This window comes from Martelella sp. FLE1502 (assembly GCF_053484255.1).
In genome coordinates, this window is record NZ_JBAKFQ010000015.1 from 92,055 (window position 1) to 118,537 (window position 26,483).

28 protein-coding genes and 1 tRNA gene are annotated in these 26,483 nt (G+C 62.3%); 11 read left to right on the top strand and 18 right to left on the bottom strand.

Going from position 1 to position 26,483, the window contains the following annotated elements:
• Positions 1-91: 91 nt before the first annotated feature.
• Complete coding sequence (locus V6767_RS14210; RefSeq protein WP_448474073.1) at positions 92-1,099, top strand: 2-hydroxyacid dehydrogenase; 1,008 nt, start codon at positions 92-94, stop codon at positions 1,097-1,099.
• 6 nt (positions 1,100-1,105) lie between these two features.
• Here V6767_RS14210 and V6767_RS14215 read toward each other — a convergent pair whose 3' ends face one another.
• Entirely contained in the window at positions 1,106-1,687 is a 582-nt protein-coding gene (locus tag V6767_RS14215) for a L,D-transpeptidase family protein (protein ID WP_448474074.1), read from the bottom strand.
• A gap of 76 nt (positions 1,688-1,763) precedes the next feature.
• Between V6767_RS14215 and V6767_RS14220 the strand changes: the two genes are divergently transcribed.
• Positions 1,764-2,447 (top strand): response regulator transcription factor, encoded by a 684-nt coding sequence (locus tag V6767_RS14220; protein ID WP_230720098.1) that lies wholly within the window; start codon positions 1,764-1,766, stop codon positions 2,445-2,447.
• 54 nt (positions 2,448-2,501) lie between these two features.
• Complete coding sequence (locus V6767_RS14225; RefSeq protein ID WP_448474075.1) at positions 2,502-2,948, top strand: Crp/Fnr family transcriptional regulator; 447 nt, start codon at positions 2,502-2,504, stop codon at positions 2,946-2,948.
• Positions 2,949-2,966: 18 nt separating this feature from the next.
• Here V6767_RS14225 and V6767_RS14230 read toward each other — a convergent pair whose 3' ends face one another.
• The 5 genes from V6767_RS14230 to V6767_RS14250 form a co-directional block, all read right to left on the bottom strand.
• Positions 2,967-3,428: an NfeD family protein gene (locus V6767_RS14230; protein ID WP_448474076.1), complete on the bottom strand. Its 462-nt coding sequence runs from the start codon at positions 3,426-3,428 to the stop codon at positions 2,967-2,969.
• Between the two features lie 5 nt (positions 3,429-3,433).
• On the bottom strand, positions 3,434-4,435 hold the full coding sequence (locus V6767_RS14235; protein WP_448430476.1) for an SPFH domain-containing protein: 1,002 nt from the start codon (positions 4,433-4,435) through the stop codon (positions 3,434-3,436).
• Positions 4,436-4,463: 28 nt separating this feature from the next.
• Positions 4,464-5,501, bottom strand: a complete 1,038-nt coding sequence (gene hemH / locus V6767_RS14240) for a ferrochelatase (RefSeq protein WP_448474077.1) — start codon at positions 5,499-5,501, stop codon at positions 4,464-4,466.
• Between the two features lie 297 nt (positions 5,502-5,798).
• Entirely contained in the window at positions 5,799-7,412 is a 1,614-nt protein-coding gene (locus V6767_RS14245) for a bifunctional metallophosphatase/5'-nucleotidase (protein ID WP_448474078.1), read from the bottom strand.
• 141 nt (positions 7,413-7,553) lie between these two features.
• A complete protein-coding gene (locus V6767_RS14250) occupies positions 7,554-8,090 on the bottom strand; it encodes a hypothetical protein (RefSeq protein WP_448474079.1) in 537 nt (178 codons plus the stop codon).
• Positions 8,091-8,351: 261 nt separating this feature from the next.
• Between V6767_RS14250 and V6767_RS14255 the strand changes: the two genes are divergently transcribed.
• The 3 genes from V6767_RS14255 (at position 8,352) to V6767_RS14265 (ending at position 9,326) form a co-directional block, all read left to right on the top strand.
• Positions 8,352-8,654, top strand: a complete 303-nt coding sequence (locus tag V6767_RS14255; RefSeq protein WP_448474080.1) for a SelT/SelW/SelH family protein — start codon at positions 8,352-8,354, stop codon at positions 8,652-8,654.
• 103 nt (positions 8,655-8,757) lie between these two features.
• A tRNA-Leu gene (locus V6767_RS14260) sits at positions 8,758-8,844 on the top strand.
• A 287-nt stretch (positions 8,845-9,131) separates the two neighbouring features.
• Positions 9,132-9,326: a hypothetical protein gene (locus V6767_RS14265; protein WP_230720106.1), complete on the top strand. Its 195-nt coding sequence runs from the start codon at positions 9,132-9,134 to the stop codon at positions 9,324-9,326.
• 59 nt (positions 9,327-9,385) lie between these two features.
• On the opposite strand, the gene V6767_RS14270 is transcribed toward V6767_RS14265, so the two are convergent.
• The 3 genes from V6767_RS14270 to V6767_RS14280 form a co-directional block, all read right to left on the bottom strand.
• Positions 9,386-10,600: a sensor domain-containing phosphodiesterase gene (locus tag V6767_RS14270; RefSeq protein WP_448474081.1), complete on the bottom strand. Its 1,215-nt coding sequence runs from the start codon at positions 10,598-10,600 to the stop codon at positions 9,386-9,388.
• 124 nt (positions 10,601-10,724) lie between these two features.
• On the bottom strand, positions 10,725-11,840 hold the full coding sequence (locus V6767_RS14275) for a Gfo/Idh/MocA family protein (RefSeq protein WP_448474082.1): 1,116 nt from the start codon (positions 11,838-11,840) through the stop codon (positions 10,725-10,727).
• Positions 11,841-11,851: 11 nt separating this feature from the next.
• A complete protein-coding gene (locus V6767_RS14280; RefSeq protein WP_448474083.1) occupies positions 11,852-12,559 on the bottom strand; it encodes a GntR family transcriptional regulator in 708 nt (235 codons plus the stop codon).
• 76 nt (positions 12,560-12,635) lie between these two features.
• On the opposite strand from V6767_RS14280, the gene V6767_RS14285 reads away from it, so the two are divergent.
• From V6767_RS14285 to V6767_RS14295, 3 genes are read left to right on the top strand one after another with little or no spacing between them, the layout of a single operon-like run.
• A complete protein-coding gene (locus V6767_RS14285) occupies positions 12,636-13,793 on the top strand; it encodes an LLM class flavin-dependent oxidoreductase (protein WP_448474084.1) in 1,158 nt (385 codons plus the stop codon).
• Positions 13,793-14,683: an aldo/keto reductase gene (locus tag V6767_RS14290; RefSeq protein WP_448474085.1), complete on the top strand. Its 891-nt coding sequence runs from the start codon at positions 13,793-13,795 to the stop codon at positions 14,681-14,683. Before V6767_RS14285 ends, V6767_RS14290 begins: the two co-directional genes overlap by 1 nt.
• A gap of 52 nt (positions 14,684-14,735) precedes the next feature.
• Positions 14,736-15,260, top strand: a complete 525-nt coding sequence (locus tag V6767_RS14295; protein WP_448474086.1) for a flavin reductase family protein — start codon at positions 14,736-14,738, stop codon at positions 15,258-15,260.
• A 22-nt stretch (positions 15,261-15,282) separates the two neighbouring features.
• Here the strand turns inward: V6767_RS14295 and V6767_RS14300 are convergent, their stop codons facing one another.
• From V6767_RS14300 to V6767_RS14315, 4 genes are all read right to left on the bottom strand, one after another.
• Positions 15,283-16,230, bottom strand: a complete 948-nt coding sequence (locus V6767_RS14300) for a hypothetical protein (protein ID WP_448474087.1) — start codon at positions 16,228-16,230, stop codon at positions 15,283-15,285.
• Positions 16,231-16,389: 159 nt separating this feature from the next.
• The gene (locus tag V6767_RS14305; protein WP_448474088.1) at positions 16,390-17,019 is read right to left on the bottom strand and encodes a riboflavin synthase subunit alpha; all 630 of its coding nucleotides are present in this window, start codon (positions 17,017-17,019) and stop codon (positions 16,390-16,392) included.
• A 111-nt stretch (positions 17,020-17,130) separates the two neighbouring features.
• Complete coding sequence (locus tag V6767_RS14310) at positions 17,131-17,475, bottom strand: TfoX/Sxy family protein (RefSeq protein ID WP_292058163.1); 345 nt, start codon at positions 17,473-17,475, stop codon at positions 17,131-17,133.
• Entirely contained in the window at positions 17,465-18,331 is an 867-nt protein-coding gene (locus tag V6767_RS14315) for an SDR family NAD(P)-dependent oxidoreductase (protein ID WP_448474089.1), read from the bottom strand. The genes V6767_RS14310 and V6767_RS14315 overlap by 11 nt, the downstream gene beginning before the upstream one ends.
• Positions 18,332-18,543: 212 nt before the next feature.
• On the opposite strand from V6767_RS14315, the gene V6767_RS14320 reads away from it, so the two are divergent.
• Positions 18,544-19,764, top strand: a complete 1,221-nt coding sequence (locus V6767_RS14320; RefSeq protein WP_448474090.1) for an argininosuccinate synthase — start codon at positions 18,544-18,546, stop codon at positions 19,762-19,764.
• A 73-nt stretch (positions 19,765-19,837) separates the two neighbouring features.
• Here the strand turns inward: V6767_RS14320 and V6767_RS14325 are convergent, their stop codons facing one another.
• The 3 genes from V6767_RS14325 to V6767_RS14335 all read right to left on the bottom strand — a co-directional run bounded on the left by V6767_RS14325 (position 19,838) and on the right by V6767_RS14335 (position 22,351).
• Entirely contained in the window at positions 19,838-20,527 is a 690-nt protein-coding gene (locus V6767_RS14325) for a hypothetical protein (protein WP_448474091.1), read from the bottom strand.
• 76 nt (positions 20,528-20,603) lie between these two features.
• Complete coding sequence (locus V6767_RS14330; protein WP_448474092.1) at positions 20,604-21,899, bottom strand: multidrug effflux MFS transporter; 1,296 nt, start codon at positions 21,897-21,899, stop codon at positions 20,604-20,606.
• 14 nt (positions 21,900-21,913) lie between these two features.
• Positions 21,914-22,351 carry a MarR family winged helix-turn-helix transcriptional regulator gene (locus tag V6767_RS14335; RefSeq protein ID WP_448474093.1) on the bottom strand — a complete coding sequence of 146 codons (438 nt, stop codon included), beginning with the start codon at positions 22,349-22,351 and terminating at the stop codon, positions 21,914-21,916.
• Positions 22,352-22,487: 136 nt separating this feature from the next.
• Here V6767_RS14335 and V6767_RS14340 point away from each other — a divergent pair, with 136 nt between their 5' ends.
• On the top strand, positions 22,488-24,545 hold the full coding sequence (locus V6767_RS14340; protein ID WP_448474094.1) for a M3 family metallopeptidase: 2,058 nt from the start codon (positions 22,488-22,490) through the stop codon (positions 24,543-24,545).
• Between the two features lie 16 nt (positions 24,546-24,561).
• Here V6767_RS14340 and V6767_RS14345 read toward each other — a convergent pair whose 3' ends face one another.
• On the bottom strand, positions 24,562-25,488 hold the full coding sequence (locus V6767_RS14345; RefSeq protein ID WP_448474095.1) for a carbohydrate kinase family protein: 927 nt from the start codon (positions 25,486-25,488) through the stop codon (positions 24,562-24,564).
• A 29-nt stretch (positions 25,489-25,517) separates the two neighbouring features.
• Positions 25,518-26,213 (bottom strand): orotate phosphoribosyltransferase, encoded by a 696-nt coding sequence (locus V6767_RS14350; RefSeq protein ID WP_018065341.1) that lies wholly within the window; start codon positions 26,211-26,213, stop codon positions 25,518-25,520.
• Positions 26,214-26,483 lie beyond the last annotated feature (270 nt).

Consider the following 26,483-nt stretch of genomic DNA (forward strand, 5'->3'; position numbering starts at 1 on the left):
GCGGTTTTCATCACGGGAAGAACCGCTTCAGGTGGAAAAGCGCCCTCATTATGTGCATTATCGCCCGACATGATTAATGAGCTGTTAACCGATGAATAACCCCAGAAAGCCCGTCGTCGTCGTCACCCGCAAGCTGCCCGCTTCGGTGGAGGCGCGCATGGGGGAATTGTTCAGCGTCGAGCTGAACCATGACGACCGGCCATTTTCGCGCGAAAGGCTCGCCGAGGCCATGGCCCGCGCCGACGTGCTGGTGCCGACGCTGACCGACACGATCGACGCCCAACTGATCGAGAAGGCCGGACCGAACCTGAAACTGATCGCGAGCTTTTCCAACGGCATCGACAATGTCGATGTCGATGCCGCCGCGCGAAAAGGCATCACCGTCACCAATACGCCGAATGTGCTGACCGAGGATACCGCCGACATGACCATGGCGCTGGTGCTGGCGGTGCCGCGCAGACTTGCCGAGGGGGCGCGCCTGCTGGCCGGCAGCGGATCGGACGCCTGGCAGGGCTGGAGCCCGACATGGATGCTTGGACGCAGGATCTGGGGCAAGCGGCTCGGCATTGTCGGCATGGGGCGCATCGGCACCGCGGTCGCGCGCCGCGCCAAGGCGTTCGGGCTTTCGGTGAATTACCACAACCGCAACCGCGTCAATCCGGAGACCGAGGCGGAGCTGGAGGCGACCTATTGGGACAGCCTCGACCAGATGCTTGCCAGGGTCGATATCGTGTCGGTCAACTGCCCGTCGACGCCGGCGACCTATCACCTGATCTCGGCCCGCCGGCTGGCGCTCTTGAGGCCCGAGGCCTACATCGTCAACACCGCGCGCGGCGACGTCATCGACGAGGCGGCGATGATCCGCTGCCTGGAAGAGGATCGCATCGCCGGCGCCGGCCTCGACGTGTTCGAGAACGAGCCGGCGATCAATCCGCGGCTGCTGGAACTCGCCAGAACCGGCAAGGCCGTGCTTTTGCCGCATATGGGCTCGGCCACGCTGGAAAGCCGGGTCGATATGGGCGACAAGGTGATCATCAATATCCGCACCTTCTTCGATGGCCACCGACCGCCCAACCGGGTGTTGCCGGGCCGGATCTGAACGGCCTCAGCCCAGAACCTTCAGCCGCATGCCCGGCCTCAGATGGGGCAGCAATACCCGCATCGCCGCCGGCGCAGTCGCCACGCATCCGGCGGTCGGTGCAAAATCCGGGCGGGCGAGGTGGAAGAACACAGCGGAACCGCGATTGCGGGCGCGCGAGCGCATGTTCCAGTCCATCACGACCACGAGATCGTAAATGCCGTCCTCGCGCTGCAGGCGTTCATGGCTTGCGGCAAAGGGCAGGCGGACGGGGCGGTTGTAATTCGGCGAACCCGGCGCGTCGCACCAGCCGTCATCGGCTTTGGTCGCCATGATCCGCAATCCGGAATGCGGCCAGCCTTGCCGATGCCTTGGGTCGCGATAGCCGTAAAGCAGGGCCATGACGGCGATCGGCGTCTTGCCGTCGCCCTCGCGTTTCAGGGCCGTCATGCCATTCCTGCCGATCGCTGCTTGAAAGCGGAGCGGGCCGAAGGCGAGGATGGCGCGGTGGACGGGACCCGGCGCGCGGCGCACCGCGATCACGCCCCGGGTTTTCGTCGCGGAACGGCTGGTTTTCTTCACTTTTTTTTGCTTTGTGCGTGAAATCATATAGTTTCATAGCAATACGCCGGGCCATGGCGTATCGCAATGGTCTTCGGGGATGCGAGGCAGAGGGCAGGTGCGGATGACAGAGCGGACGATACTTCTCGTCGATGACGATGCGGATTTGCGCGAGACGCTGGTGGAACAGCTGGAGCTCTACGACGAATTCATCCTCCGCTCCGCCGATTGCGCGGCCAAATCGCTGAAGATGCTGCGCGAGGAACAGATCGATCTTCTGATCATGGATGTCGGCCTGCCTGATATGGATGGTCGCGAGGCGGTGAAGATCGCGCGCAAGAACGGCTACAAGGCGCCGATCATCATGCTGACCGGTCACGACACCGACAGCGACACCATTTTAGGGCTCGAGGCGGGCGCCAACGACTATGTCACCAAGCCGTTCCGCTTCGCCGTGCTTCTGGCGCGCATTCGCGCCCAGCTTCGCCAGCACGAGCAGAGCGAGGACGCGACCTTCAATGTCGGGCCCTATGTGTTCAAGCCGGGCCAGAAACTGTTTCATACAGCAGACGGCCAGAAGATCAGGCTCACCGAAAAGGAAGCCTCGATCATCCGCTATCTTTACCGCGCCGGCCAGAAGGTGGTAACCCGCGACATGCTTCTGGAAGAGGTCTGGGGCTATAATTCCGGGGTCACGACGCACACGCTCGAAACCCATGTCTACCGCCTGCGCCAGAAGATCGAGGAAGACCCGTCGAACGCGCGTATTCTGGTGACCGAAAACGGCGGCTACAAGCTGGTGCCATGATACGGCATTGACGCGGCCTCGGGGGTAATGCGTTCGGGCGAGGGGGACGAGATAATGGCACTGTCTGACGACATCGCGACGCTGCGCCGGGTGGAGCTTTTCTCCGGCTTTTCGGTGGAACAGTTGCGTCTCATCGCCTTTACCATTTCGCGGCTTTCGCTTGGCGAGGGCGAATTGCTGTTTGACGAGGATCAGGACAGCGCCGGCGCTTACATGCTAGAAAGCGGTCATCTCGATCTTCAAGCCGGCGGGCGCTCCGCCGGCATTGCCGGGCCCGGCAGCCTGCTGGCAGAGGCAGCGCTGATCAGCCCCGTGCCCCATCGTTTCGCCGCCCGCGCCAGCGCGCCATCGGAACTCCTGCTGATCCGCCGCGAGCAATTTCTGCGCCTGATCGAGGAATATCCCGATATCGGACGGGAAATGGAAAACCGCCTGCGCCAGAGCTTCGCCGACATGGTCGGCGCGCTGAATGCGGTGAAGACGCGGCTTTCGGATTTTTAGGCTTCGTTCCGAAGGCTTCTACACCGGTTCCACGACCAGCTTGCCGCCGTCATTGCCGGTGATGCGCACCGTGGCGCCCTGCGCCGCGTCAGGCCCTTCCGCCGTCCATGTCGTGTCGTCCAGTTTGATGCGGCCGCGGCCGTTGGTGATCGCCTCGCTGACGATCGCGGTGCGGCCGATCAGGCTGGCCGCGCGCTGGTTCAGGAGCGGCTGGTCGGAGGTCGTGTCGCGGCGCGAAAGAATGCGCCGGCCGACGAGGATGCTGACGAAGGCGAGCACGGCGAAGAGCACGAGCTGCAACTGCCATACCCAGAAGCCGAAACCCTGGAAAGGCAGCGACAACAGGCCGAGGATCAGGGCCGCGATGCCGACCCACATCAGGAACACGCCCGGCACGATCAGTTCCGCCAACAGCAACAGCAGGCCGACGATGAACCAGCCCCAGGGCCCCGACTCGGCGAAGAAGACGAGCAACTCCATCGCCGTCAGCTTTCGTCGTTCGGGCGCGACCCGGAGACCGACGGGGTGGAACGCGTCGGCCGCGATGCCGTCGTCCCATCGCCATCGGAGCCGAAGACTTCCCTGGCGATCTGGCCGATGCCGCCGAGCGAGCCGATCAGCGACGAGGCCTCCATCGGCATCAGCACCACCTTGGAATTCTTGGCCGTGCCGATCGAGGCCATCGCCTCGGTATATTTCTGCGCCACGAAGTAGTTGATCGCAGCGACATCGCCCTCGGCGATCGCGGTGGAGACGGAACGGGTGGCGTTGGCCTCGGCTTCAGCCAGCCGTTCGCGGGCCTCGGCCTCGCGATAGGCCGCTTCGCGCTCGCCCTCGGCCTCCAGAATCGCGGATTGCTTGGAGCCTTCGGCGCGGAGAATCTGGGCGGCGCGGTGGCCCTCGGCGTCTAGAATCTGCGCGCGCTTTTCGCGTTCGGCCTTCATCTGCCGGCCCATCGCTTCGACCAGATCGGCCGGCGGGCGGATATCCTTGATCTCGATGCGCGTCACCTTCACGCCCCACGGCTCGACCGCGAGGTCAACGACCCTGAGCAGGCGTTCATTGATGGAATCGCGGTTGGAAAGCAGTTCGTCGAGGTCCATCGAGCCCATGACCGAGCGGATATTGGTCATGGTCAGGTTGAGAACCGCGAGCTGCAAATTGGCAACCTGATAGGCGGCGGAGGCCGGGTTGAGGATCTGGTAGAAGCAGACGGCATCGGCCTGGACGCTGGCATTGTCGCGGGTGATGACCTCCTGCTCGGGCACATCCAGCACCTGTTCCATGATGCTGATGCGCTTGCCGATCCGGTCGATGAACGGGATGATCAGGTTGAGGCCGGGGGTCAGCGTGCGGGTGTAGCGGCCGAAGCGTTCGACGGTATAGCCATAGCCCTGCGGCACGGTCTTGATCCCGGCGAACAGCGTCAGAAGGATCAGCACCGCCAGAATGATGATCGTGATGGAGAACCCTGTCAGTGCTTCCATGTCATTTCCTCCTTCGGCCGGTTCTTGTTTAGTTTACCCAGCCCGACAGCTCGCGCGCAACCACGTGGTCGATCACTCGCATGCCTTCGTCGGAATCATTCAGGCAGGGAATATGGGTGAATTTCTCGCCGCCATGCTCCATGAAGCTCTCGCGCGCCTGCTCGCCGATTTCTTCCAGCGTTTCCAGACAGTCGGAGACAAAGCCGGGGTTCATCACCGCGATCCGCTTGATGCCCTTTTTCGGCAGTTCCTCGACCGTCTTGTCGGTATAGGGCTGCAGCCATTCCTCCGGCCCGAAGCGGGACTGGAAGGTGATCATCAGCCGCTCCTTGGAAAGCCCGAGCCGCTCGCGCAAGAGCCGCGCGGTCTTCTGACACTGGCAGTGATAGGGATCGCCCTTTTTGAAATAGGACTGCGGAATGCCGTGGAACGAGGTGATGATCAGCTCCGGCTCCCAGTCGAGCGCGGCGAGGTGGTTTTCGACCGATTTCGCCAGCGCGTCGATATAAACCGGGTCGTCGTGATAGGGCGGCACGGTGCGCAGCGCCGGCTGCCAGCGCATGTCGAGGAGCGCCTGAAACGCCTTGTCATTGACCGTCGCGGTGGTTGACGCGGCATATTGCGGATAGAGCGGATAGATCAGGATGCGCTCGCAACCGGCCGCCTTCAGCGCCTCGATGCGGGCGGGAATGGAAGGCTGGCCGTAGCGCATCGCCCAGTCGATGACGAGGTTCGGCGTGTCCGCGTATTGCGCGGCGAGCTTTTCGGCCTGGCTGCGGGTATAGGTGCGCAGATAGCTCTCATCCAGCTCGTTGTTCCAGATCAGCTTGTAGGCCTCGCCGACCTTGGCCGGCCGGCGGTTCAAAACGATGCCGTAGAGGATCGGATACCAAAGCGCCCGCGGCCATTCGATCACGCGCTTGTCCTTCAGGAACTCCTCCAGATAGCGCCGCATCGAAGCCTTGTCGGTGCCGTCGGGCGTGCCGAGATTGACGAGCAGGACGCCGACCTTGCCGAAGGCGACGCTGGGGTGTTTGTCCGGCCATGCGGCATGCATTTCTGACATCGGCAGTCTTTCCATTGTTGTCGTTGTCGGGTTTCATATAACAACGCAAACAAGGCTTCGCCAGATTATACGGTGTCGCAGGTGGATCGGGGCTCTGCCGTCTGTTGCTCACATTGAAGAGGTGAGGGCCTGGCAGCAAACAATCTCCCCCCTTGAGGGGGAGATGTCGCGAACGCGACAGAGAGGGGTATGGGCATAAGCCTCATATTCCGAATTTGCCGAGAGGGTGCACCCCTCTCTGCCCCTGTCGGGGCATCTCCCCCTCAAGGGGGGAGATTATGGGTTGAGACGCTTCTATTACTTCGCCACGTTCACGATGCGCCCGTCGGTATAGGGCTGGTAGGGGCTGTTCATGCCGATATATTCGGCGACGGCATCTTCCAGGTTGGGGCCGAAATCATAGGCGTTCATGCCCTTTTCGGCGAACACGGCATAGCCGTCGCCACCCCCGCGCACATAGTTGTTGGTGACGATGCCATAGGTGGCGGTCTCATCGATCGGCGTGAAGCCACCATTGCCGTCAGCGACCTCGACCGAGACCACGCGGCTGCCGGGCTCCTTGCTGGAATCATAGGTATATTTCATGCCGGAAACCTGCGGGTAGCGGCCGGCGCCGTCCTCGATCTCCGACAGACCGTTTTCCAGAGCGGCGATCACATCGGCGCCCTTGAGCTGGAACGTCGCGATCGTGTTCTGGAACGGCAGCACGGTCAGCACCTCGCCCATGGTCACCGTGCCGGCATCAATTGAGGCGCGTACGCCGCCGCCGTTCTGGATCGCGAGCGTGATGCCCTGGTCGGCGACGCGGGCGAGCATGGCGTCAGCCACGAGATTGCCCATCGAGCATTCCTCGGCGCGGCAAACGGTGCGGTCGCCATTGACCTCGCTTGCGGTTTCGCCGACTTCCCGCTTCTTCAGCTCCTCAAGCGGCGCATCGAGTTCGGCGACCCGTGCCGCGAAGGCTTCGTCCGGGGTCACGGACGCGTCCAGCAGGATCGGCGCGCCGGAAACGTCGATCACCTTGCCGTCATCATCGAAGGTGACGTTGAGATCGCCGAGATATTTGGAATAGGCATAGGCGGTGACGACCGGAACCTCTTCGCCCGACGGGTTCTTGACCATGGTCGGATAGGGGCCGGCGGCCTTGTCGTCGGTGCTGGAAAGCAGGGTGTGGCTGTGGCCGCCGACGATCACATCGATGCCGTCCACGGCGGCGGCGATCTCCTGATCGCGCTTGTAGCCGACATGGGACAGCAGAATGATCTTGTTGACGCCCTGCGCCTCGAGTTCGGGAACCGCCTTCTGCAGATATTCGATCTCGTCTTCGAAGGTGATCTTGGGGCCGGGCGATGACGTCTCATCGGTATCGGTTGCCAGCACCGAGACGACCCCGACCTTCTCGCCGTCGAAATCGAAGATCTCATAACCCTCGAACTTGCCGTGAACGATGCTGTCCTCGGCCGCGATCGTGTTGCCCGAAAGGATCGGGAAATCGATGGCGTCGATGAAGGCGAGCAGTTCTTCCGGCCCGTCATCGAATTCGTGATTGCCGATCGCCATGGCATCGAAGCCGATGTCATTCATGAATTCGGCGATCGGGGCGCCCTTGTACTGGGTGTAGAACAGCGAGCCCTGAAACTGGTCGCCGGCATCGAGAACCAGCAGGTTTTCGCCTTCGTTGTCGGCGCGCTTCTGGTCGATCGCGGTCTTGACCCTGGCAATGCCGCCGAAGCATTCGCCGGCGGCATCGTCTTCGGCCGAGCAGGTCGAATCATATTTGTTGATTGATTCGATGCGGGAATGGAGGTCGTTGATATGCAGGATTTCGAGGTCGAAATCGGCAAGGGCGCTGCCGGCTGAAAGGGTCAGCGCGGATGCCGCGAAGAGGGCGGCTTTCGAAAGGGAATGCATGGCAGACTCCTGAAAAGAATGAAATCGCGGCACTTGCCGCCCGGCACTTAACTTTACACGGGAATGTGACGACGTTTTAAACCGCCGCGTCAAGTGCCGATTTCAGGAGCGGCCACAAAGGCGGGCCGCCAAACCGCGCTGTCAGAAACTGCCGCCGGTCTGCGCGCCGGAGAAATTCACCGAGGGCGCGGCGGCGGGCATCGATGTCGGCGGCGTCATGGTGTTGCCCGGCATCGTCTGGGAGGGTTGAGCGCTCGCCACCTGCTGGGACAGGTCGGGCAGGGTGAAGCCCACGGGGGCCATGCTGGGCTTGTAGAGCGAGAATTTCGCGCCCTGGCTCGGCGTGCAGTTCATCAGATAGGGGGCCACCAGCGCGCAGTTGACCCTGGACTGGGTCCGGCGCAGCACCGAGGTCAGCTCGATCTCGATCAGGTTGCCAGTCTCGGTATAGGTGCCGATCGCAAGCGTGGTGTTGCTGTCGGCCGAAAGCGTCTCGAACCGGCCACCGGCAAAGCGCGATATGATCCCGTCCTTGTCGCGCCATTCGCCGTCGACGGCGGAAACGGGAGCCTGCGGCGCCGACGGCGTCGCGGGCAGCCGGCCGGACTGGGGCGTGGTGGTGCAGGACGCGGCAAGCACTGTGCAGCAGACGAGGGTCAGGATCGGGATCGTTTTCACGGGCGCGCTCTTTCGCAATCGGTTCAAACACAAGAAAGGCTTATCTGGCTTCAAAAATCAACTGCAAGAGGGCTGACTTGGTTCCATCCCCGCCGCACCGTTGCATGGAAGGCTCACTGTCCGCGTGCGTGTCGGTACCGCAGAACCAAACCCGGCATATGCCGAAACCTCCCTGTGTTTTCCGCCGTCGGGGACGATGACCGGTATCCACCGGACCCGAAACTGTTCTATTGAGAGGCAAACGCGAAAAGGAGGCGGCGGATGGCGGAAAAGCCGAGAATCAGAATTGTCTATTGCAGCATGTGCAACTGGCTGATGCGTTCGGCATGGATGGCGCAGGAACTGCTTTCGACCTTCTCGCTCGAAATCGGCGCGGTCACGCTCGAGCCGCGCACAGGCGGTATTTTCGAGATCTGGGTCGATGATGAACTGATCTGGGAGCGCAAGCGCGATGGCGGCTTTCCCGCCCCCAAGGAGCTCAAGCAGAGGGTGCGCGACATCATCGATCCCGAGCGCGATCTCGGCCATGTCGATCGCGCGGGCGAGCCCGGAAAGCAGGACTGAGGTGGCAGGCGACAGGTCCGGTCGAGGCGAACAGCTTTTTTGTCGCGAAAACGTCAAATACCCGTTGACTAATGCCGCCACGCCTCTTAAACGAGCCGTCATTGCCCAGATGGCGGAATTGGTAGACGCGCCAGCTTCAGGTGCTGGTACTCGCAAGGGTGTGGAGGTTCGAGTCCTCTTCTGGGCACCAATTCATCTCGATATCCCGATTGTGTTTTGCCCCGCTATTCTCGCGGGAACCGGACGGCTGTTGTCACGCCCGGACGTCATTGATGCCGTATAAGTCGTGCGATTTGACAGAAGTTCCCGGTTCGGTTGTAGTCTACCTTCGGGATTTGAAATAAAACACCCCAATAGTAACAATTTATACAATCATTAGTATTGCCTGTATCAGGATTTTCAATTATTCATCTATCGAAATATACAGCTATTGTGCAAAAGGGCGCGCCTCAGAAAATATAAAAGGGAGGTGAAGGAATGCATGATATTAGTGCGGAAAATCAGGAGCGCGCTGGTCGCTGGCTGATTGAAGAATCAAAGAAAACGAGAATGTTGAGGTCCATAGAAACGTCCTTGGATCTTGCCATCAAGCTGGGTTACAGCGCTGCCGCGGTTCGTATGTATGGAGCACTCGAGCTTATACATAATGAAAAGGACCTCGGAGAAGATTAATGATCGCGTAGAACGCGTCGTCGAGTAAAAAACCGGCGGCGCGTTCTTTTTGACAGGCTTTAACGTCTTTCCGCCAGCCACTCCCGTGCACCGCCAATATCCATCGGTCTGCCGAACAGGTAGCCCTGTCCCAGATCGACCTTGAGGCGGAGCAGGGTTGCGTATTCCTCTTCGGTTTCCACGCCTTCTGCGATGGTGAGCGCGCCTGTCTGGCGGGCGAAGTCGACCATACCCAGCACAAGCGCCTGTTTGGCGAGGTTGGCGTTGATGTCGCGTACCAGTTCGATGTCGAGCTTGAGGATATCCGGCCGCATGCGCAAAAGCGCGATCAGGCCGGAGAACCCGGCGCCGACATCATCGGCGGCGGTGCGTATGCCGCGCCGACGCAGACCTTCGAGCGCGGTCGCGAGTTCGTTGAAATCCTCCGCCACATCGTGTTCGGTGATCTCCAGCACAAGCCGCTCGGGCGGCATATGGCCGATTGCTTCCAGCAGCGCGCCGCTGGCGATGGTCTGCGGGGAGGCGTTGAAGCCGATCGCCATCTCTTGCGGGATGTCGCCGAGCAATGTCAGGGCCTTCTCAATGGCCGCGATTTCGAGCTCGACCTGGCGGCCTACCTGTAGGGCCTCCTCGAACCAGATATTGGGGGGCCTGCCGTCGGCAAACCGCGACAGGGCCTCGAACTTGATCGGCCGCAGGGTTTCAAGATCGACTACCGGCTGCAGCACGATCCTGAAGCCATCCGCGGCAAGCGCGCTGTCCAGGCGGGCATTGATGTCGGCGATCTCGGCGCGGCGGCGCAGGCCGTCATTGATCTGGTTGCCGGCAAGCCCGGCAAAGGTCTCCATCACCGCAAGGTCGCGTTCGCCGAGGCTTTCATGCGGGGTGGTGCGCAGGCAGCAAAGCATGCCGTATACCTCGCCGTTGTCGCGGTAGACCGGCAGGCTCATATGCGCGCCGATCGGCACGTTGTGCGTGATCGGCATGGCCACGGCCACCGGGTGCTGGCTGGTGTCGGTCATCAGGTTCGGCAACACGCCGTCGAGAATGTGCTGACAATAGACCTCGGAAAGCGGGATCACCGATCCTGGGCTGATAAGCGCCTCGAAACCCGGCGCGCTGACCGCGCGGAAAACGGACTGGCCATCGACGATCTCGGAAAGATAGGCGACCTCCATGTCAAAATGCTTGCGCACCGTCTCGAGGATAATATCGACGGCATCCCTGGGCTGGTCTGTCGGGCCCAGGGTCAGGTTCAGGGGTAGGCGACCCATCTTTTTAGCGTCCGCTGTTTCGAGCTCGTCAGCATGCTACAGCGGATCTTGTGTCGCCGTCCAGTTTCATGGTGCGTCTCACGCAACGGAAACAGTGCTTTGGCCTTGAATTTCTTGCCTTTTATCAAGTCTGGACCCTGAAATGGTCGCCTTCGAGCTTCACCGCGTGGCCGCTCATGGCCGATTGCTGGGCGGCATGGCCCATGGCAACGGCCCACCAGCCATCCTCCAGGCTCACCTCCACCGCTCGCGAACCGGCGATCGCGGCGACAAAACTCTGGTGCTGGTAGAAGGTCGAGCCGTTGTGATCGCCCGCCATCAGAAGCGTCGGATCAACCGGGATAACCGTTTCGCGGGGGCCCTTGGGGTGGCGCGGAGAATAGACCATGCGGGCTTCCGGCGGCGCGCCGAGTTCCGCCGGCCAGAAGCGGGTCGGGCCGGGCACATGGCATTCGATCTTGCCGTTAGGCCCGATTGCGGAAATCTCCTCCTGAAAGCGTGATCCTTCCGCGAACATGCAAAGCTCCAGCGCCGCGCGGGCTCCCGAGGCGAAGTCGACAATCACATAGGCGTGGTCCCAGACATCCGGCCGCTCATGGCCGTCGATCACCTCGTCGCGGTGATTGAAGGCCTGGCCGCCGCTTGCCATGATCCGCACCGGGTCGCTTTTCATCACCAGCCGCATCAGGTCGAAGAAATGGCAGCATTTCTCCACCAGCGTGCCGCCGGAATAGCGGTTGAACCGGTTCCAGTTGCCCACCTTGTTTAGAAACGGAAAGCGATGTTCGCGGATGGTCAGCATCCGCACGCCGCCGGTCACGCCGTCAGCCTCGGCCAAAAGTCGCGCGATCGGCGGCATGTAGCGATATTCCATCGCCACCCACACCGGCGCGGGGTAGCCTGCCTTGAAGGCGGTCACCCGGGCGGTGTCGCCGGGATCGGTGAAGAGCGGCTTTTCCACCATCAGCGGCAGCGGCCGCGTGCGGGCGATCTCCTCCATCTGCGACAGGTGCAGGTGGTTGGGGCTTGCGATCAGCAGGCAGGTGATCGCCTCCACCGCCAGCAGATCGGCGACGCTGTCGCAAAGCCTTGCCTGCGGGGCGAGGGCCGCCGCTTTCGCGCGCATTTCCGTGTCCGGCTCGAAGATCGCGCCGATCTCCGCCTCGGGCAGAAGCGCGATATTGCGCAGATGCTCCTGACCCATCATGCCGCAGCCGATAATGCCGTAGATTGCCTTCACCTCAACCCCTCCTATTTGAGCCGCGCGACATAACGCACCACCGCCGGGTCAAACCATGTGAATGAAAATTCCGCCTTCTCGCCGTCCCGGTCGAAGGAGACGCGCTGCACCTCGGGAACCGGCGCGCCGGACGCGAGCCCGAAATCGTCCGGCGCCCAGTCCGGCACGCGGCCAAGCCCGATCCGGTCCTCGGCCCGCGTGATCCAGAGCCCCAGCCGGGTGCGGTAATGGAGATAGAGGCTTTCCGAAAGGTCGGTCATGGTGAGCGTCTCGGCATAGGCCACGTCGAGCCAGATTTCCTCAAGCGCCGCAAATTTCTTGCCGACGAAACGGCGGCGGCGGATGCGGTGGGCACTGGACGAGGCGCCGAATGCCGGCAAATCCGCCGGCTTTTCCATAAGGTCCACGGAGAGCGGCCGCGCCGTCGGGAGGCCGCCGCCTTCGATCAGCTCCAGCCGGAACATGGTGTAGACGCTCGCGGGATCGGCAATCGCGCGCACGTAATTGCCCGAGCCCTGGCGGCGCTCCAGCAGGCCGCGCGACTCCAGTTCGTTGAGCGCCTTGCGCAGCGTGCCCACCGCGACGTTGAGTTCGGCGGCAAGCTTGCGCTCGGGCGCGAGCTTTTCGCCATCGACCAGCCGCCCCGCCGCCAGATCGCGCACGATCAGTTCCACGATCTGCAGATAGACCGGCAGGCTGCCATCATTGCGGGATTTCATCATCACCTCAAAATTGATACACTATTGATTTACTCGAAATTTGATGATACGCAAGCAAAAAAATTGGGAGAAACGCATGACCGTCGTGCCCGTCACATCCGCCGATCTGAACGCTGCCGAAGTCTCGTGGTTTTCCGCGCTGTGTTCGGATGATTACGCCTATCTCGGCGTGCCGGATGGCAGGCTTCGCTCGTCCTTCGAACATTGTTCGGCAATCGTGAAGAAGGCGGAGAGCCATGGCTTCCGCAATATCCTGTGCCCCTCATCCTATCAGGTGGGGCAGGACACGCTGAGTTTCGTGGCGGGCTGCGCGCCCATTACTGAAAAGATCAATTTCCTGGCGGCGATCCGCTGCGGCGAGATGCAGCCGATCATGCTGGCGCGCACGGTCGCCACCCTCGATCACATGCTGAAGGGGCGGCTGACGCTGAATGTGATCTCCTCGAACTTCCCGGGCGAGGAGGCCGACAGCGCCTATCGCTACCGCCGCAGCCACGAGGTGGTGGAAATCCTGCGTCAGGCCTGGACGCGCGACGAAATCAATTACGACGGCGAGATCTACAAGTTCAAGAACGTGACGACCGAGCCCGCGCGGCCCTACCAGCAAAATGGTGGGCCTTTGCTTTATTTCGGCGGCTATTCGCCGGATGCCTTGGATCTTTGCGGCGCGCAATGCGATGTCTATCTGATGTGGCCGGAAACCAGGGACCAGCTCGCCGAACGGATGAAGGCGGTTCATGAACGCGCCGCCGCCCATGGCCGCACGCTCGATTACGGCCTGCGCGTCCATGTCATCGTGCGCGATACCGAGAAGGAAGCGCGAGAATATGCCGATCATCTGGTCTCGAAGCTCGATGATGAATATGGACGGCTGATCCGCGACCGCGCCCATGACGCCGCCTCGCTCGGCGTCTCGCATCAGGCCCGCGCGCGTGAACTCGCCGACCAGTTCGGTTATGTCGAGCCCGGTCTCTGGACCGGAATCGGCCGTGCCCGCTCGGGCTGCGGCGCGGCGCTGGTCGGCTCCACCGATCAGGTGTTGTCCAAGCTTGCTGAATATCGCGCAATGGGCATCCGCGCCTTCATCCTCTCCGGCTATCCGCATCTTGACGAGGCCGATCATTTCGGCACGAAAGTTCTGCCCGCGCTTGAGACCTGTTCGCTGCCGCATGTATATGGCCGGGTACCAGAAACCACACCGGCAACGCCGCTTGGCGTTGGAGAGAGGCATTGATGCAGCGGGTCGATATCGCGAAGGATTTGAGTTTCAGCCGTCTGGTCTACGGGATGTGGCGGATCGCCGAGGGCGATGCCGCGCCGAAGACCGTTCAGGCCAAGATCGAAGCCTGCCTGGCGCAGGGCATCACCACCATGGACAATGCCGATATCTATGGCGGCTACACGGCGGAAGCCGTGCTTGGCGGCGCGCTGAAGGCGTCACCCGGCCTGCGCGACAGGATCGAGATCGTCACCAAATGCGGCATCGTCGCGCCCACGGGGCGGCATGCCGGTGCGCGGGTGAAGCATTACGACACGTCGGCGGAACATATCCGCGCCTCGGTCGAGGCATCGCTCAAGGATATGGCGACGGATCATGTCGATCTGCTGCTGATCCACCGTCCCGATCCCATGATCGATCCGGAGGAGACCGGCCGGGTGCTGGACGATCTGGTGGCCGAGGGCAAGATCCTTGCCGCCGGCGTCTCCAATTTCCGCCCGCATGATTTCACCCTGCTGCAGGCCAATATGGAAACCTGGCTCGCCACCAACCAGATCGAACTGGGCCTGCTGGCGACCGACCCCTTCACCAATGGCGATCTCGCCTTTCTGCAGGAGCGCAAACTGCCGGTCATGGCATGGTCGCCGCTTGGCGGGGGCCGGCTGTTTTCCGAAGCCGGAAAGCCGTTGCTTTCCGCGCTTGAGGCGATCGGCAAGCGCTTCGGCGTCGATGCTTCGGCCGTTGCGATCGCATGGCTTTTAGCGCATCCGGCCAATATACTGCCCGTGCTCGGCACCAACAATCTCAACCGGATTGCCGCGATTGCCGATGCCGAGAAGGTCGAACTCGACCGCCAGGACTGGTTCGCCCTGTTCGAGACCGCGCGCGGATACGAGGTTCCTTAGCGCATTTCGCAGTCACGCCGGACGTCCGCGAAAATGCGGCAAGATATGGAGAATGACAGTGCACCAGATGGCGATCGCAAAAGACAATGTGTTCGTGCCGGACCCGGCCGACAGCCGCCGCTATCGCCATGCGCTGGGCGCGTTTTCGACCGGGGTCACCGTGGTCACGCTTAAGGGCGATGCCGGGCCGCAGGGCATGACGGTCAACAGCTTCGCCTCGGTGTCGCTCGATCCGCCGCTGGTGCTGTGGTCGCCGGCCAAGTCTTCGCGTCGCCACGACCTGTTTTCCGGCGCGCGCCATTTCGCCATCCATGTGCTGAAGGCCGACCAGCACGATCTCTCCGCCCGCTTCACCCGCGGCGGAGCGGCGTTTGAAGGTCTCGACCATCATCTGAACGAGGAGGGCGTGCCGGTGCTTGCGGGAACGCTTGCCCGGTTCGAATGCGCCCGCGCCGATGCCCATGACGCCGGCGACCACACCATCGTCGTCGGCCGGGTGCTGCGCGCCGCCCATGGCGAGGGCGAGCCGCTGATCTTCTCACGCGGCGCCTTCGGCCGGTTCGCCCATCACGGCTGAAGATACCGGCCGAGCAATCAGCTCAGTCTTCGGAAAGCCAGGGCGCGTCGGGCGTCCAGAGGATGATATCGACGCCAAGGTAATTCTCGGCAAAATCGACGAATTCCGCCCTGGTATAGGGCTTGCCGGTCTTGTCGTTTTTGTATTTCAGCGTGGATTCCTGAATCGCCATGGCGACCACCGGCAGCCGGTCGTGATAGTCGTGGAAGAACGGATAGGCGTTCTTCATCTGGCCCTTCCGATACGGCGCGATGTCGGGACCGCCAAGGCCGATGCCTTCCGCCGCCGCCATTTCGAATAGCCGTTCCATATAGCCGTGGTCGTTATTCCATTCGCATGGCCAGAAATTCACATACTGCACCACGTCGCTCTCGGTGAAAACGGATCGGGCGTGGCGGAGATTGTCGAGCTCGGCGTCAAAATAGGCGTCGCAGGAAAAACCGGTCGTGTCGGCCTTCATGTCGATATCGATCGCGGTTTCGGGAAGATTGATGCCGGCGATGCGCCCGTCGAATTCCTGCGCCAGCGCCGTCAGCAGCGCTTGAAAGCGCGTCCGCAGCGCGTCGTTCCACTGGATCGCGGCCCAGCCCTGCTGAACGGGCAGTTCCTTGCCATTGCCGTCCATCTGGGCCACGAGGCCGCCGTCATAGATCGGATCTGTCAGGATATAGTCGGGCAGGCGGCGGGCTTCGTTGGAGAAGAACCGGTCCTGGAGCTGGACGTAGAATTGCTTGCCCAGCGCCTCGGTGCGGGCGAGATCCGCTTCGATCTCGGAGAAGTCATACACACCTTCGCCGGGCTCGAGTTGCCGCCAGCTGTAGATCTGCTGGAAACCTTCAATATCGGGCCGCTGCAACAGGTGCGTCAGCGTCGTCTCATCGGCATCGCCCGAATAGATGAAATTCGCGGGCTCGGCCGCAGCGGAGGAGGCGACCAGACATGCCGCCGCCAGTAGAAATTTGAATGTCATCGTTTGCCTCCGACTGCCCTGGTCCGTCACGCGGAGTATAGCGCCGAATGTGAAGCCAGGACGACGGGGAAGGGTTGAGAGGAAAAGATGGTTACTGGCCAGTTAATCTTGCTCGCCAAGCGCTCGAAAGCGTTTGGATTCTTTACGAGGAAAACCCGATCAGCGCCCGGCAATCAGTCCCGGCAGGACGCGCGAGACGGTGCGTTCGATCACGTCGACCAGCACCATGGTCTGGTGATCGACCTCGATGTTCAGAAGGTCGCCGGGCCGGTAGCGGGAAAATGTGGTCTGGCGCAAGGTTTCCGGGATCAGGTTGATGGTGAACAGATTGTCCTCGACCTCCGCCACCGTCAGGCTGCAGCCGTTGACGGCCAGATAGCCGCGCGGGAAGATATATTTCGCCCAGTCTTCCGGCACGCGGAAGCGAATGAAGGCCCTTTCCTCCGCGGTGCTGATTGCTTCCACGGTGGCGGTTGTCGCCACATGCCCGGCGATCACGTGGCCGCCATTCTCATCCGTCATCTTGGCCGAGCGCTCCAGATTGACGCCGTCGCCTGCGGCAAGCGTGCCGAGATTGGTGCGCTCCAGCGTGGCGTTCATGGCATCGAAGGTGACATTGTGGCCGGAAATACCGGTGACCGACAGGCACACGCCCTCGATGTTGACACTGGCGCCGAGCTTCAGATCGCCAAGCAGTTCATCGGTGAATTCGATGGTGAATGTCTTGCCGCCGGGATAGGCGGTGATGTCGGCGAGCGGCCGGACGGCCTGGACGATGCCGGTATACATGGAATTCTCCCGTCGCGCGGGCATGGCGCGAGCTTGCTCGAAATCATCGGATCGCCGGCAATATGAGCGGGCTTACGCCTGAAAACAAGTGCGGCGCCGAAGACGGTGCGTTCATGCCTTGGGCGGCAGGGAATAGGCGTTTTCAACGGCGATCGACAGCCATTCGTTGAAGGTTGCGTCCGGGCAGTCGTCGGCGTCGACATGGTAAAACCCGCTCATCTTGCGCCCGCCATGGACCATCGGCTCCGAACGTCCGAGCCTGGCTGCGGCATCGGCGTTTTCCTTGCCGATGCGGAACAGGTAATTGCCCTCTCCGGATTTGCGCCGGCTGACGGCGACCACCATATGGCCGTTCACCAGAAAGCAGAGCCCGCCGAACATCTTCTTCTCGCCGAGACCCTCAAGGCCTTCGAGGCGGTCGCGAACCCTGGCGCTCAGTTCCTCGTCAATGGCCATGTCCGTCGCCGTTCAGATAGGCCTTGAAGGCCTCGCCGTAATCGGGATGCCAGCGCGACAGCGGCGGGCGGTTTTCGACGATATCGCCGATCGCCCACATCATCCGCTTCTCGTCGGTGGCGCGGTCGACCTCGCCATCCGGGCACAGGATGTAGAAATCGCCGTCTTCCAGGCTTTTCAGCATGAACTCGACGGTCTGCTTCGGCGTCCAGGCGCCCTTCGGCTTTTCGTCGCGGCCATTGGCGGTCAGCGGCGTGAACACGAAGCCGGGGATCAAGAGATGCGCCTCGAGTTGGCAACCCTCGATATTGCGCAATTCATGCTGCAAGGCTTCGGTAAAGGCCTTCACGCCGGCCTTGGCGACATTATAGGCCGGGTTGCCGGGCGGCGTGGTGATGCCCTGCTTGGAGCCGGTGTTGATGATGATCGCCGGTTCGCCATGGGCGCGCATTTCCGGCGCGAAGATGCGGGTGCCGTTGATCACGCCCGTCAGATTGACGCCGATGATCCGGTCCCACGGCATCTGCTTGCCGAATATGGCGGTGCCGGGCTGGATGCCGGCATTGTTCATCAGCACATGGATATTGCCGAGCGCGCGGTGGGCGGCGCGCTCCAGCTCCTCCAGTTCCGAGAGATCAGAAACGTCGGTGGCGTGGGCTTCCGCCTTCACGCCCTTCTTTTCGGCAAGTTCGGCCAGTTCGTTTCCGGCCCGCTTCAGCCGCTCGCCCTTCAGGTCGGCGATCATCACATTCATGCCGAGGTCGATAAAGGCCTTGGCGGCGGCAAGGCCGATTCCGGATGCGCCGCCGGTAATGACGGCGGAATTGCCCGCTTTGAGTGCCGGATGCTGGCTCATGATATCCTCCCGTTTTCCGCCTTCTGCCTGATTACGGGGAGCGATCGGGCGCGCGGTTTGACTTTGCCTATGACTTTTTGGCAGATGACACGGCATGTCAATGCGCAAATCGTCTGGCGCGCGCGGCGCTTCGCCACGGTTTTCCTTGCGTGGCGGCGCAAAGCCGCTAAAACGGCTCACACATTCAAAACACGATATGGACCTGAACTCACATGGCAACGCACAAAGACGTCAAGAAGGTCGTGCTCGCCTATTCCGGCGGACTTGACACCTCGATCATCCTGAAATGGCTGCAGACCGAACTCGGCGCTGAAGTCGTCACTTTCACCGCCGATCTCGGCCAGGGCGAGGAGCTGGAACCGGCGCGCCTGAAGGCCGAACAGGCGGGCGTGAAGGAAATTTTCATCGAGGATGTGCGCGAGGAGTTCGTCCGCGATTTCGTGTTCCCGATGTTCCGCGCCAATGCCGTCTATGAAGGCGTCTATCTGCTCGGCACCTCGATTGCCCGGCCGCTGATTTCCAAGCATCTGATCGAGATCGCCGAGAAGACCGGCGCCGATGCGATCGCCCATGGCGCCACCGGCAAGGGCAATGACCAGGTCCGTTTCGAAATGTCGGCCTATGCGCTGAACCCCGATATCAAGATCATCGCGCCGTGGCGCGACTGGTCGTTCAAGAGCCGGACCGACCTTCTGGAATTCGCCGAAAGCCACCAGATCCAGATCGCCAAGAACAAGCGCGGCGAAGCGCCGTTCTCGGTCGACGCCAACCTGCTGCATTCGTCCTCCGAAGGCCGCGTGCTGGAAGATCCGGCAGTTGAGGCCCCGGAATATGTCCATATGCGCACGGTCTCGCCGGAAGCCGCGCCCGACAAGGCGACGATTATCAAGATCGGTTTCGAAAAGGGCGACGCCGTCTCGATCAATGGCGAGCGCCTCAGCCCGGCGACGATCCTCGCCAAGCTCAACGATTATGGCCGCGACAACGGCATCGGCCGGCTTGATCTCGTCGAAAACCGCTTCGTCGGCATGAAGTCGCGCGGCGTCTACGAGACCCCCGGCGGCACCATCCTGCTGGCCGCACACCGCGCGATCGAAAGCATCACGCTCGACCGGGGTGCGGCTCACCTCAAGGACGAGCTGATGCCGAAATATGCCGAGCTGATCTATTACGGCTTCTGGTTCTCGCCGGAACGGGCGATGCTGCAGGCCGCGATCGACAAGAGCCAGGAGCATGTCGAGGGCGAGGTGACGCTGAAGCTCTACAAGGGCAATGTCATGGTCATCGGCCGCGCGAGCGACAAATCGCTCTACTCCGAAGCCCTCGTCACCTTCGAGGACGACCACGGCGCCTACGACCAGAAGGACGCCGCCGGCTTCATCAAGCTCAATTCCCTGCGTCTGAGGACGCTGGCCAAGCGCGACCGGATGTGAGCAATCTTGCAAGACGAGGCGGCGACCCAGTTGCCTCGTCGACCTCGCCTCCGGGGACCTCACCCCGACGGCGTCAGACGATCTTTTCGAGCGTCAGATAGACCTGGCACAGCGCCACGGCGATATAGACACTCACGAACCAGTTGATGGCGCCGGTGATCGGGATGATGACGAGCCAGTGAAGCCATGTCGCATCGGAAAGTCCGAGCGGGCCGTCAATCTGGGCTAGCGCGAACCCGATGGCGAGCACCGCCAGCGACAAGAGCGTGAACCGCCATGCAAGCGAGCCAAAACTCGCCTGACCGCGCTTTCGCGCTGCCCGGAATGTCGGGTTTTGACCATAGACATATGCCGGGAGCCATGTGCCGAAATAGGCTATGCCCCAGACCGCGGAAAGCTCGAGAAGCACGGTACTCCCGTAGATCAGGGCGATGTTGACGTTCACATTCGTCAGGTCGACATGGGTCACGGCCAGAAGCAGCAGGATTGGAATGGCCACCGATATGGCCACGATGACAAGGTCGCGCCAGACGAAGCCGAACAGTTCCGCAGGTGCGATCCCCGCGCCGGGGCTGAAGGGGTTCAAGGAGGCCTGTCGCAGGAGCCGCCTGTAGATGAAAAAGAGAACCGCGCTGCTTACGACGATCTCCAGCAGGCTCGCGATGGCGGCAGGCGCGAGCGCGGGAAGAACCGTCGTCGCGACGATCACGATCGCAAAGAACCAGACATTGGCCCGCATGAAATCGAGCGCATTGCGCAACATAGTCTGTGCCCCCGGAATGACAGCTTCAACCTTAAAGGGCTTTCGCTGTAAATACCAGTAGAAGGCGAGGTTTCCGCTATTTCATTGCTGCGGAACGCTCGGGGGCCTTGTTCCAGTCGCCGCCGGCCGCCGGCTGTTCGGCGGGCTCCCGGATTTCCGGCGATGCCGGTTCCCGCGCCTCGACCAGGCGCAGCCAGAGATAGCAAGCGACGGCGATCGCGCCCATGGCCGGCACCATGATCTGCATGGCGAGCACGGGGGAGCCCAGCGCCGCGGCGATCATGCCGGTGACGAGGCCCGAGCCCATCTGCATGAAGCCCATCATTGCCGAGGCGGAGCCGGCGATATCGGGAAACGGCAGCAGCGCGGCATTGGTGATATAGGGCATCAGGAAGGCGATGCCGAAGGCGAAGCAGCCGACCGGCAGCATGACCGAAAGATAGGAGATCGTCAGGATCTCGGTGGAGATCGCCAGCGAAACCGCGCCAAGGGCGACGAAGAACAGGCCGAAGGCCACCTGGGCGCGCGAGGTAAACCAGCGCAGCAAGATGCGAAAGACTACCGAGCCGGAGAAATAACAGCCCGTCTGCATGAGCATGCCGATGCCGAATTGCGAGGGCGTGAGGCCCGCGAGATTGATCATCACGAAGGGCAGGATCGAGGCCAGCGCGTAAAGCGATCCCGCAGACGCGGCGATCACCAGCGACGACGCCATGAAGTGCTGGCTGCGCAACAGCCGGCCATAAGCCTTCAAAAGCGGCAGCGGCCGGGCCTTGGCGCGATCCGGCTTTCCGGTCTCCGGCATCAAGAGAAGCACCAGCGCGCCAAGCGTAAGGCCGAAGCCGATCATGGCGACGAAGATCGCCTTCCAGCCGACCAGCGAAAGGATGATGCCGCCGATGGTGGGCGCGATCGCGGGTCCGGTGGCCAGCATGATGCCGAGCATGTTGAGGATCCGCGAGGCCGGCTCGCCGGTGAACTGGTCGCGCACGATCGCGCGGCCGACGGTGAGCCCCACCGATGCGCCGATGCCCTGGATCAGCCGGCCAGCCAACAGCATCGACACGCTGCCCGCGAAGGCGGCGAGGATGCTGCCGAGCAGATAAAACGTCAGAAACCACACGACCGTGCGCCGCCGCCCGAACGCATCCGACAGCGGCCCGGTGGCGAGCATGGCGAAGGCAAAGCCGCCGAAATAGAGCGAGAGCGAAAGCTTGATCGCGCCATCGGTGGTGGCCAGCGCCTGCGTCAGCGCCGGCATGGCGGGCGTATAGAGTGACAGCGAAATCGGGCCAAGCATGGATAGCGCCGCGCCCAGCACGCTTGTGCGCCCTTCGCTCATCAACGGCCGGGTTGCGGTGGTCTCGCTCATCCTCGCGTCATCTTTCAAAGCCGCGCGAAATTGTCGCGCATGGTCCTGAGCGCCCGGAAAAGCGCCTGCCTGTCGCTTTCGGGAAGGTCCGCCTGCAGGCGCGCCACCAGATCGTCCGTATGCGCGCGAATGTCCGCGAGCACCGCCTCGCCCCTTTCCGTCATCGATACGCATCTGGCGCGCCCGTCCTTCGGGTCGACGCGGCGCTCGATCAGGCCGGCCTTTTCGAGACCATCGACATAGCGCGACAGCGTCATCGGTTCGATGCCGAGCGCCACCGCGATCTCGCTCTGGCGCACCCCGTTGCTGGCGGCAATGCGGGTGAGAGCGCGCGCCTCGCCCGGCGTGACGCCGAGGCCGCTTTTCGCGATCTCGCGTTCGAAGGCCGCGCGAAACAGCCGCGCGACATCGCTCAGTAGAAAACCGAGTCTTTCGGTTGGCGCTTGCGTCATGCCGTTTCCCGTCATCCGACATTTAGTAAGCATTGCTTACTATCTTTGGAAGGGGCAATCAAGGGTCTTGCCTTGAAGCCGCGTCTGCCGCACACACATGATAGGCCGCCAGCCAGCATGAAAGGACCGATGCGACATGACCGACACGATCAACAGCGCTCTCATCCGCTGGGAGGGTTTTGCGGGCCTGCCCGCATTCGACCGCATCACGGAGGGCGACTTTACCGCCGCCTTCGACTGGGCGATGGACGACCACAACCGCGAGATCGACGCGATCGCGACCGACGCCGATGCCCCCGATTTCGCCAACACGGTCGATGCGCTGGAGGTTTCCGGCGACGCGCTGTCGCGGGTCAGCGCCGTGTTCTTCACGCGCGCAGGCGCCGATACCAATCCGGAAATCCAGAAGATCGAGCGCGAGATCGTGCCGAAACTCTCAAGCCATTACTCCGCGATCGGCGCCAACAAGGCGCTGTTCCAGCGCATCGATACGCTCTGGCAGGCGCGCGATGGGCTGGGGCTCACCGGCGAGCAATTGCGCGTGCTGGAACGCCACTGGAAGGGCTTTGTCCGCTCCGGCGCGCAGCTTGAGGGCGAGGCGCAGGAGCGGCTGGCCGCCGTCAATCGCCGGCTCGCCGAACTCGGCGCCGCCTTCGGCCAGAACGTGCTCGCCGACGAGAGCGATTGGGCGATGTTTCTGACGGAGGAAGACGAGCTTGCCGGCCTGCCCGATTTTCTGGTGGATGCGATGGCGGGCGCGGCCAGCGAGCGCGGCCACGAGGGCCAGTATGCCGTCACCCTGTCGCGCTCGATCGTGGAGCCGTTCCTGACGCTCTCGGCCCGTCGCGACCTGCGCGAAAAGGCGTTCCGCGCCTGGACCGCGCGCGGCCTTTCCGGCGGCGAGCATGACAACCGCGCGATCATGAAGGAAACGCTGGCGCTCAGGGCGGAAAAGGCAGCACTTCTTGGTTATGATAATTTCGCCGCGCTGAAGCTCGACAATACCATGGCGAAGACCGCGAATGCCGTCGATGCGCTGCTGATGGATGTCTGGGAAAAGGCCGTGAAGGCCGCAGCCGCCGATGAAGCGGAACTGCGCGAACTGGCGGCGGAAGAGGGCTATAATGGCGAGATCGAGGCCTGGGACTGGCGCTATTACGCCGAGAAGCTGAAGGCCCGGAAATTCGATTTCTCCGAAAGCGAGGTGAAGCCCTATCTTCAGCTCGAGAAGATCATCGAGGCCTGTTTTGCCGTGGCCGAGCGGCTGTTCGGCATTCGCGCCGTGGCGAAGCCGGATGTGAAGGCCTATCACCCGGATGTGCGGGTCTATGAAATCCGCAATAGCGACGATGACTTGATCGCGCTTTTCCTCGGCGACTATTTCAACCGCACCTCGAAACGCTCCGGCGCCTGGATGAACGCCCTGCAAAGCCAGCACCGGCTGACCCTGCCGAACGGGGATCAGGGCGAAATCCCGATTGTCATCAATGTCTGCAATTTCGCCAAGCCCGCCGCCGGAAAACCGGCGCTGCTGTCGCTGGACGATGCCCGCACCCTGTTCCACGAATTCGGCCACGCGCTGCACGGCATGCTGTCGGATGTCACCTATCCGTCCGTCTCAGGCACCGGCGTCGACCGCGATTTCGTGGAACTGCCCTCCCAGCTCTACGAGCACTGGCTGACCACGCCGGAGGTGCTGAAAACCTATGCGCTTCACGCCGAAACCGGCGCGCCGATGCCCGAGGCGTTGATGGACAAGGTGCTTGCCGCCGCGACCTTCGGCCAGGCCTTCGCCACCGTCGAATACACCGCCTGCGCGATCGTCGACATGCGCCTCCACACGGCAGAACACCCGCCGGCCGATCCGGTGGCGTTTCAGGACGGCGTGCTCAACGCGATCGGCATGCCCAAGGCGATCGCGATGCGCCACGCCATCCCGCATTTCCTGCACATCTTCTCCGGCGATGGCTATTCGGCAGGATATTATTCCTACATGTGGTCCGAAGTTCTGGACGCCGACGCCTTCGAAGCCTTCGAGGAGGCGGGCAACGTCTTCGATCCGACAACCGCCGGCAAGCTCAAGTCGGAAATCCTCACCAAAGGCGGATCGGTTGCCCCCGAAGCCGCCTATCAGGCCTTCCGCGGCCGCATGCCCGGCCCCGAGGCAATGCTGAAGGGCCGGGGGCTGGTTTAGGGAACAAGCCCGCCGATCAAAGCCCGATTTCGTGGGCGAAGGGCGGGTTGGCGCCGGCGCGGGAGACGGTGACGGCGGCGGCCTTTGCGCCGAGCGCAAGGGCGTCGCGGATGGCGTCGGCGGATAGCGTCTTCACCTTGTCCTTGGTCAGCAGGCCGGCGAGATCGAGCGAGGCGAGGATGCCGGCATCGAAGGTGTCGCCGGCGCCGACGGTGTCGACCACCTCGACCTTTTCGCTCGGCACCTCGACCTTTTCCGTGGCGGTGTAGGCGATCGTGCTGTCGCCGCCGCGGGTCACGACAACGAGGCTGGCGCCGGCTGTAATCCAGTGGCGGGCCTTGTCATCGAGCGAACCTTCCAGCCCGAACCAGTCGAGATCCTCGTCGGAGAATTTGAGAATGTCGGCCTTCGCCGCCATCCGTTCGATCCGGGCACGGTGCTTGTCGGGGTCGGTGATGAAGCTCGTGCGGATATTGGGGTCGAGCGAGATGACGCGGTTCTCCGCCTCGCGCATCAGCAGCGCCTCGTAGGTCGAGCCGCAGGGTTCCGGGATCAGGCTGATCGCGCCGAAATGCATGGCGCTGCAATCATCGCCGATTTCCGGCAGGTCGGCCTCGGTGATCATCCGGCCGGCGGTGTTTTCGTCGTAGAAGGCGTAGCTTGCCGCGCCGTTCACCAGCTTGACGAAGGCAAGCGTGGTCGGCCGGTCGGAGGTGGCGACATAGGAATGGTCGACATTGGAGGCATCGAGCTTTTCGCGGATGATGTCGCCCATCAGGTCCGATGAGAGACCCGAGAAGAAGCCGGTCGGCCGGCCGAGCCTTGCGAGCGCCACCGCCGTGTTGCAGACCGCGCCCCCGGCATAGGGCGAAAACGCCGGCTCGCCCTTTGTGGTCTCACGGGGCAGCATGTCGATAAGGGCTTCGCCGCAGCACAGGATCATTATGTTCTCCCAGTTGGTTTCAGCGCGTCTCAGGCGGACAGTCGGTCGACGCCGCCGCGCGCCTTCGACCAGGCCATCGGCTGGTCGAGGAAGTCGGCGACGGAATCGAGCGCCTTGTCATCAAACAGCTTCTTTTCCCGCGCCACCGCCAGCACGTTCTGCCAAGTCGCGATATAATGTAGGTCAACGCCGCCATCGGCGAAACGTTTCCCGGCCTCGGCGAAGATATCGTAATAAAACAGCGCCATGCCGTGATTGACGATGCCGCCGGCATTGCGGATCGCGTCGATGAAGTTGAACATGGAGCCGCCGGCCGTCGTCAGGTCCTCGATCACCAGCACCCGCGCGCCTTCCGGCATATGGCCTTCGATCTGCGCGTTCTTGCCATAGCCCTTCGGCTTCTTGCGGCAGTAGATCATCGGCAGGTCGAGACGTTCGGCCAGGAAGGCGGCAAACGGAATGCCCGCGGTCTCGCCGCCGGCCACGCAGTCGAACTGTTCGAAACCGGCCTCGGCCATGATCTTGGCGGCGGCGAAATCCATCAGGGTGGAGCGGATGCGCGGAAACGAGATCAGCCGGCGGCAGTCGATATAGACCGGGCTGACGAGGCCGGAGGACAGTTTGTAGGGCTCGTCGGGGGAAAAATGCACCGCCTCGATTTCCCACAGCATCCGGGCCATCAGATCGGCCATTACTTGCGGCTCGGCAAAACTCGCGCTCGTCATCTCGGTTCCTTTCGTCTGGCCGCCCTGTCTGTGGCTTGTCCGTGCCCTGTCTGAAGGAAAAAATCAATTGCCTGCTGCCGAAAGTGCAGCGCTTTGGTGGCCTCAGGATAAGGAAACGATGCGATATCGCAATGATTGTGGGCGGTATTTGCGGAGCGCCAACGGCGAGGCGCCGATGAAACGCATCGGCATCGCAGCCTTCTACCCCTCGCCCCCAGGGGAATCGCGTATGGCTTTTAAGCTATTGAATATTTGACGCAAATCGATTCA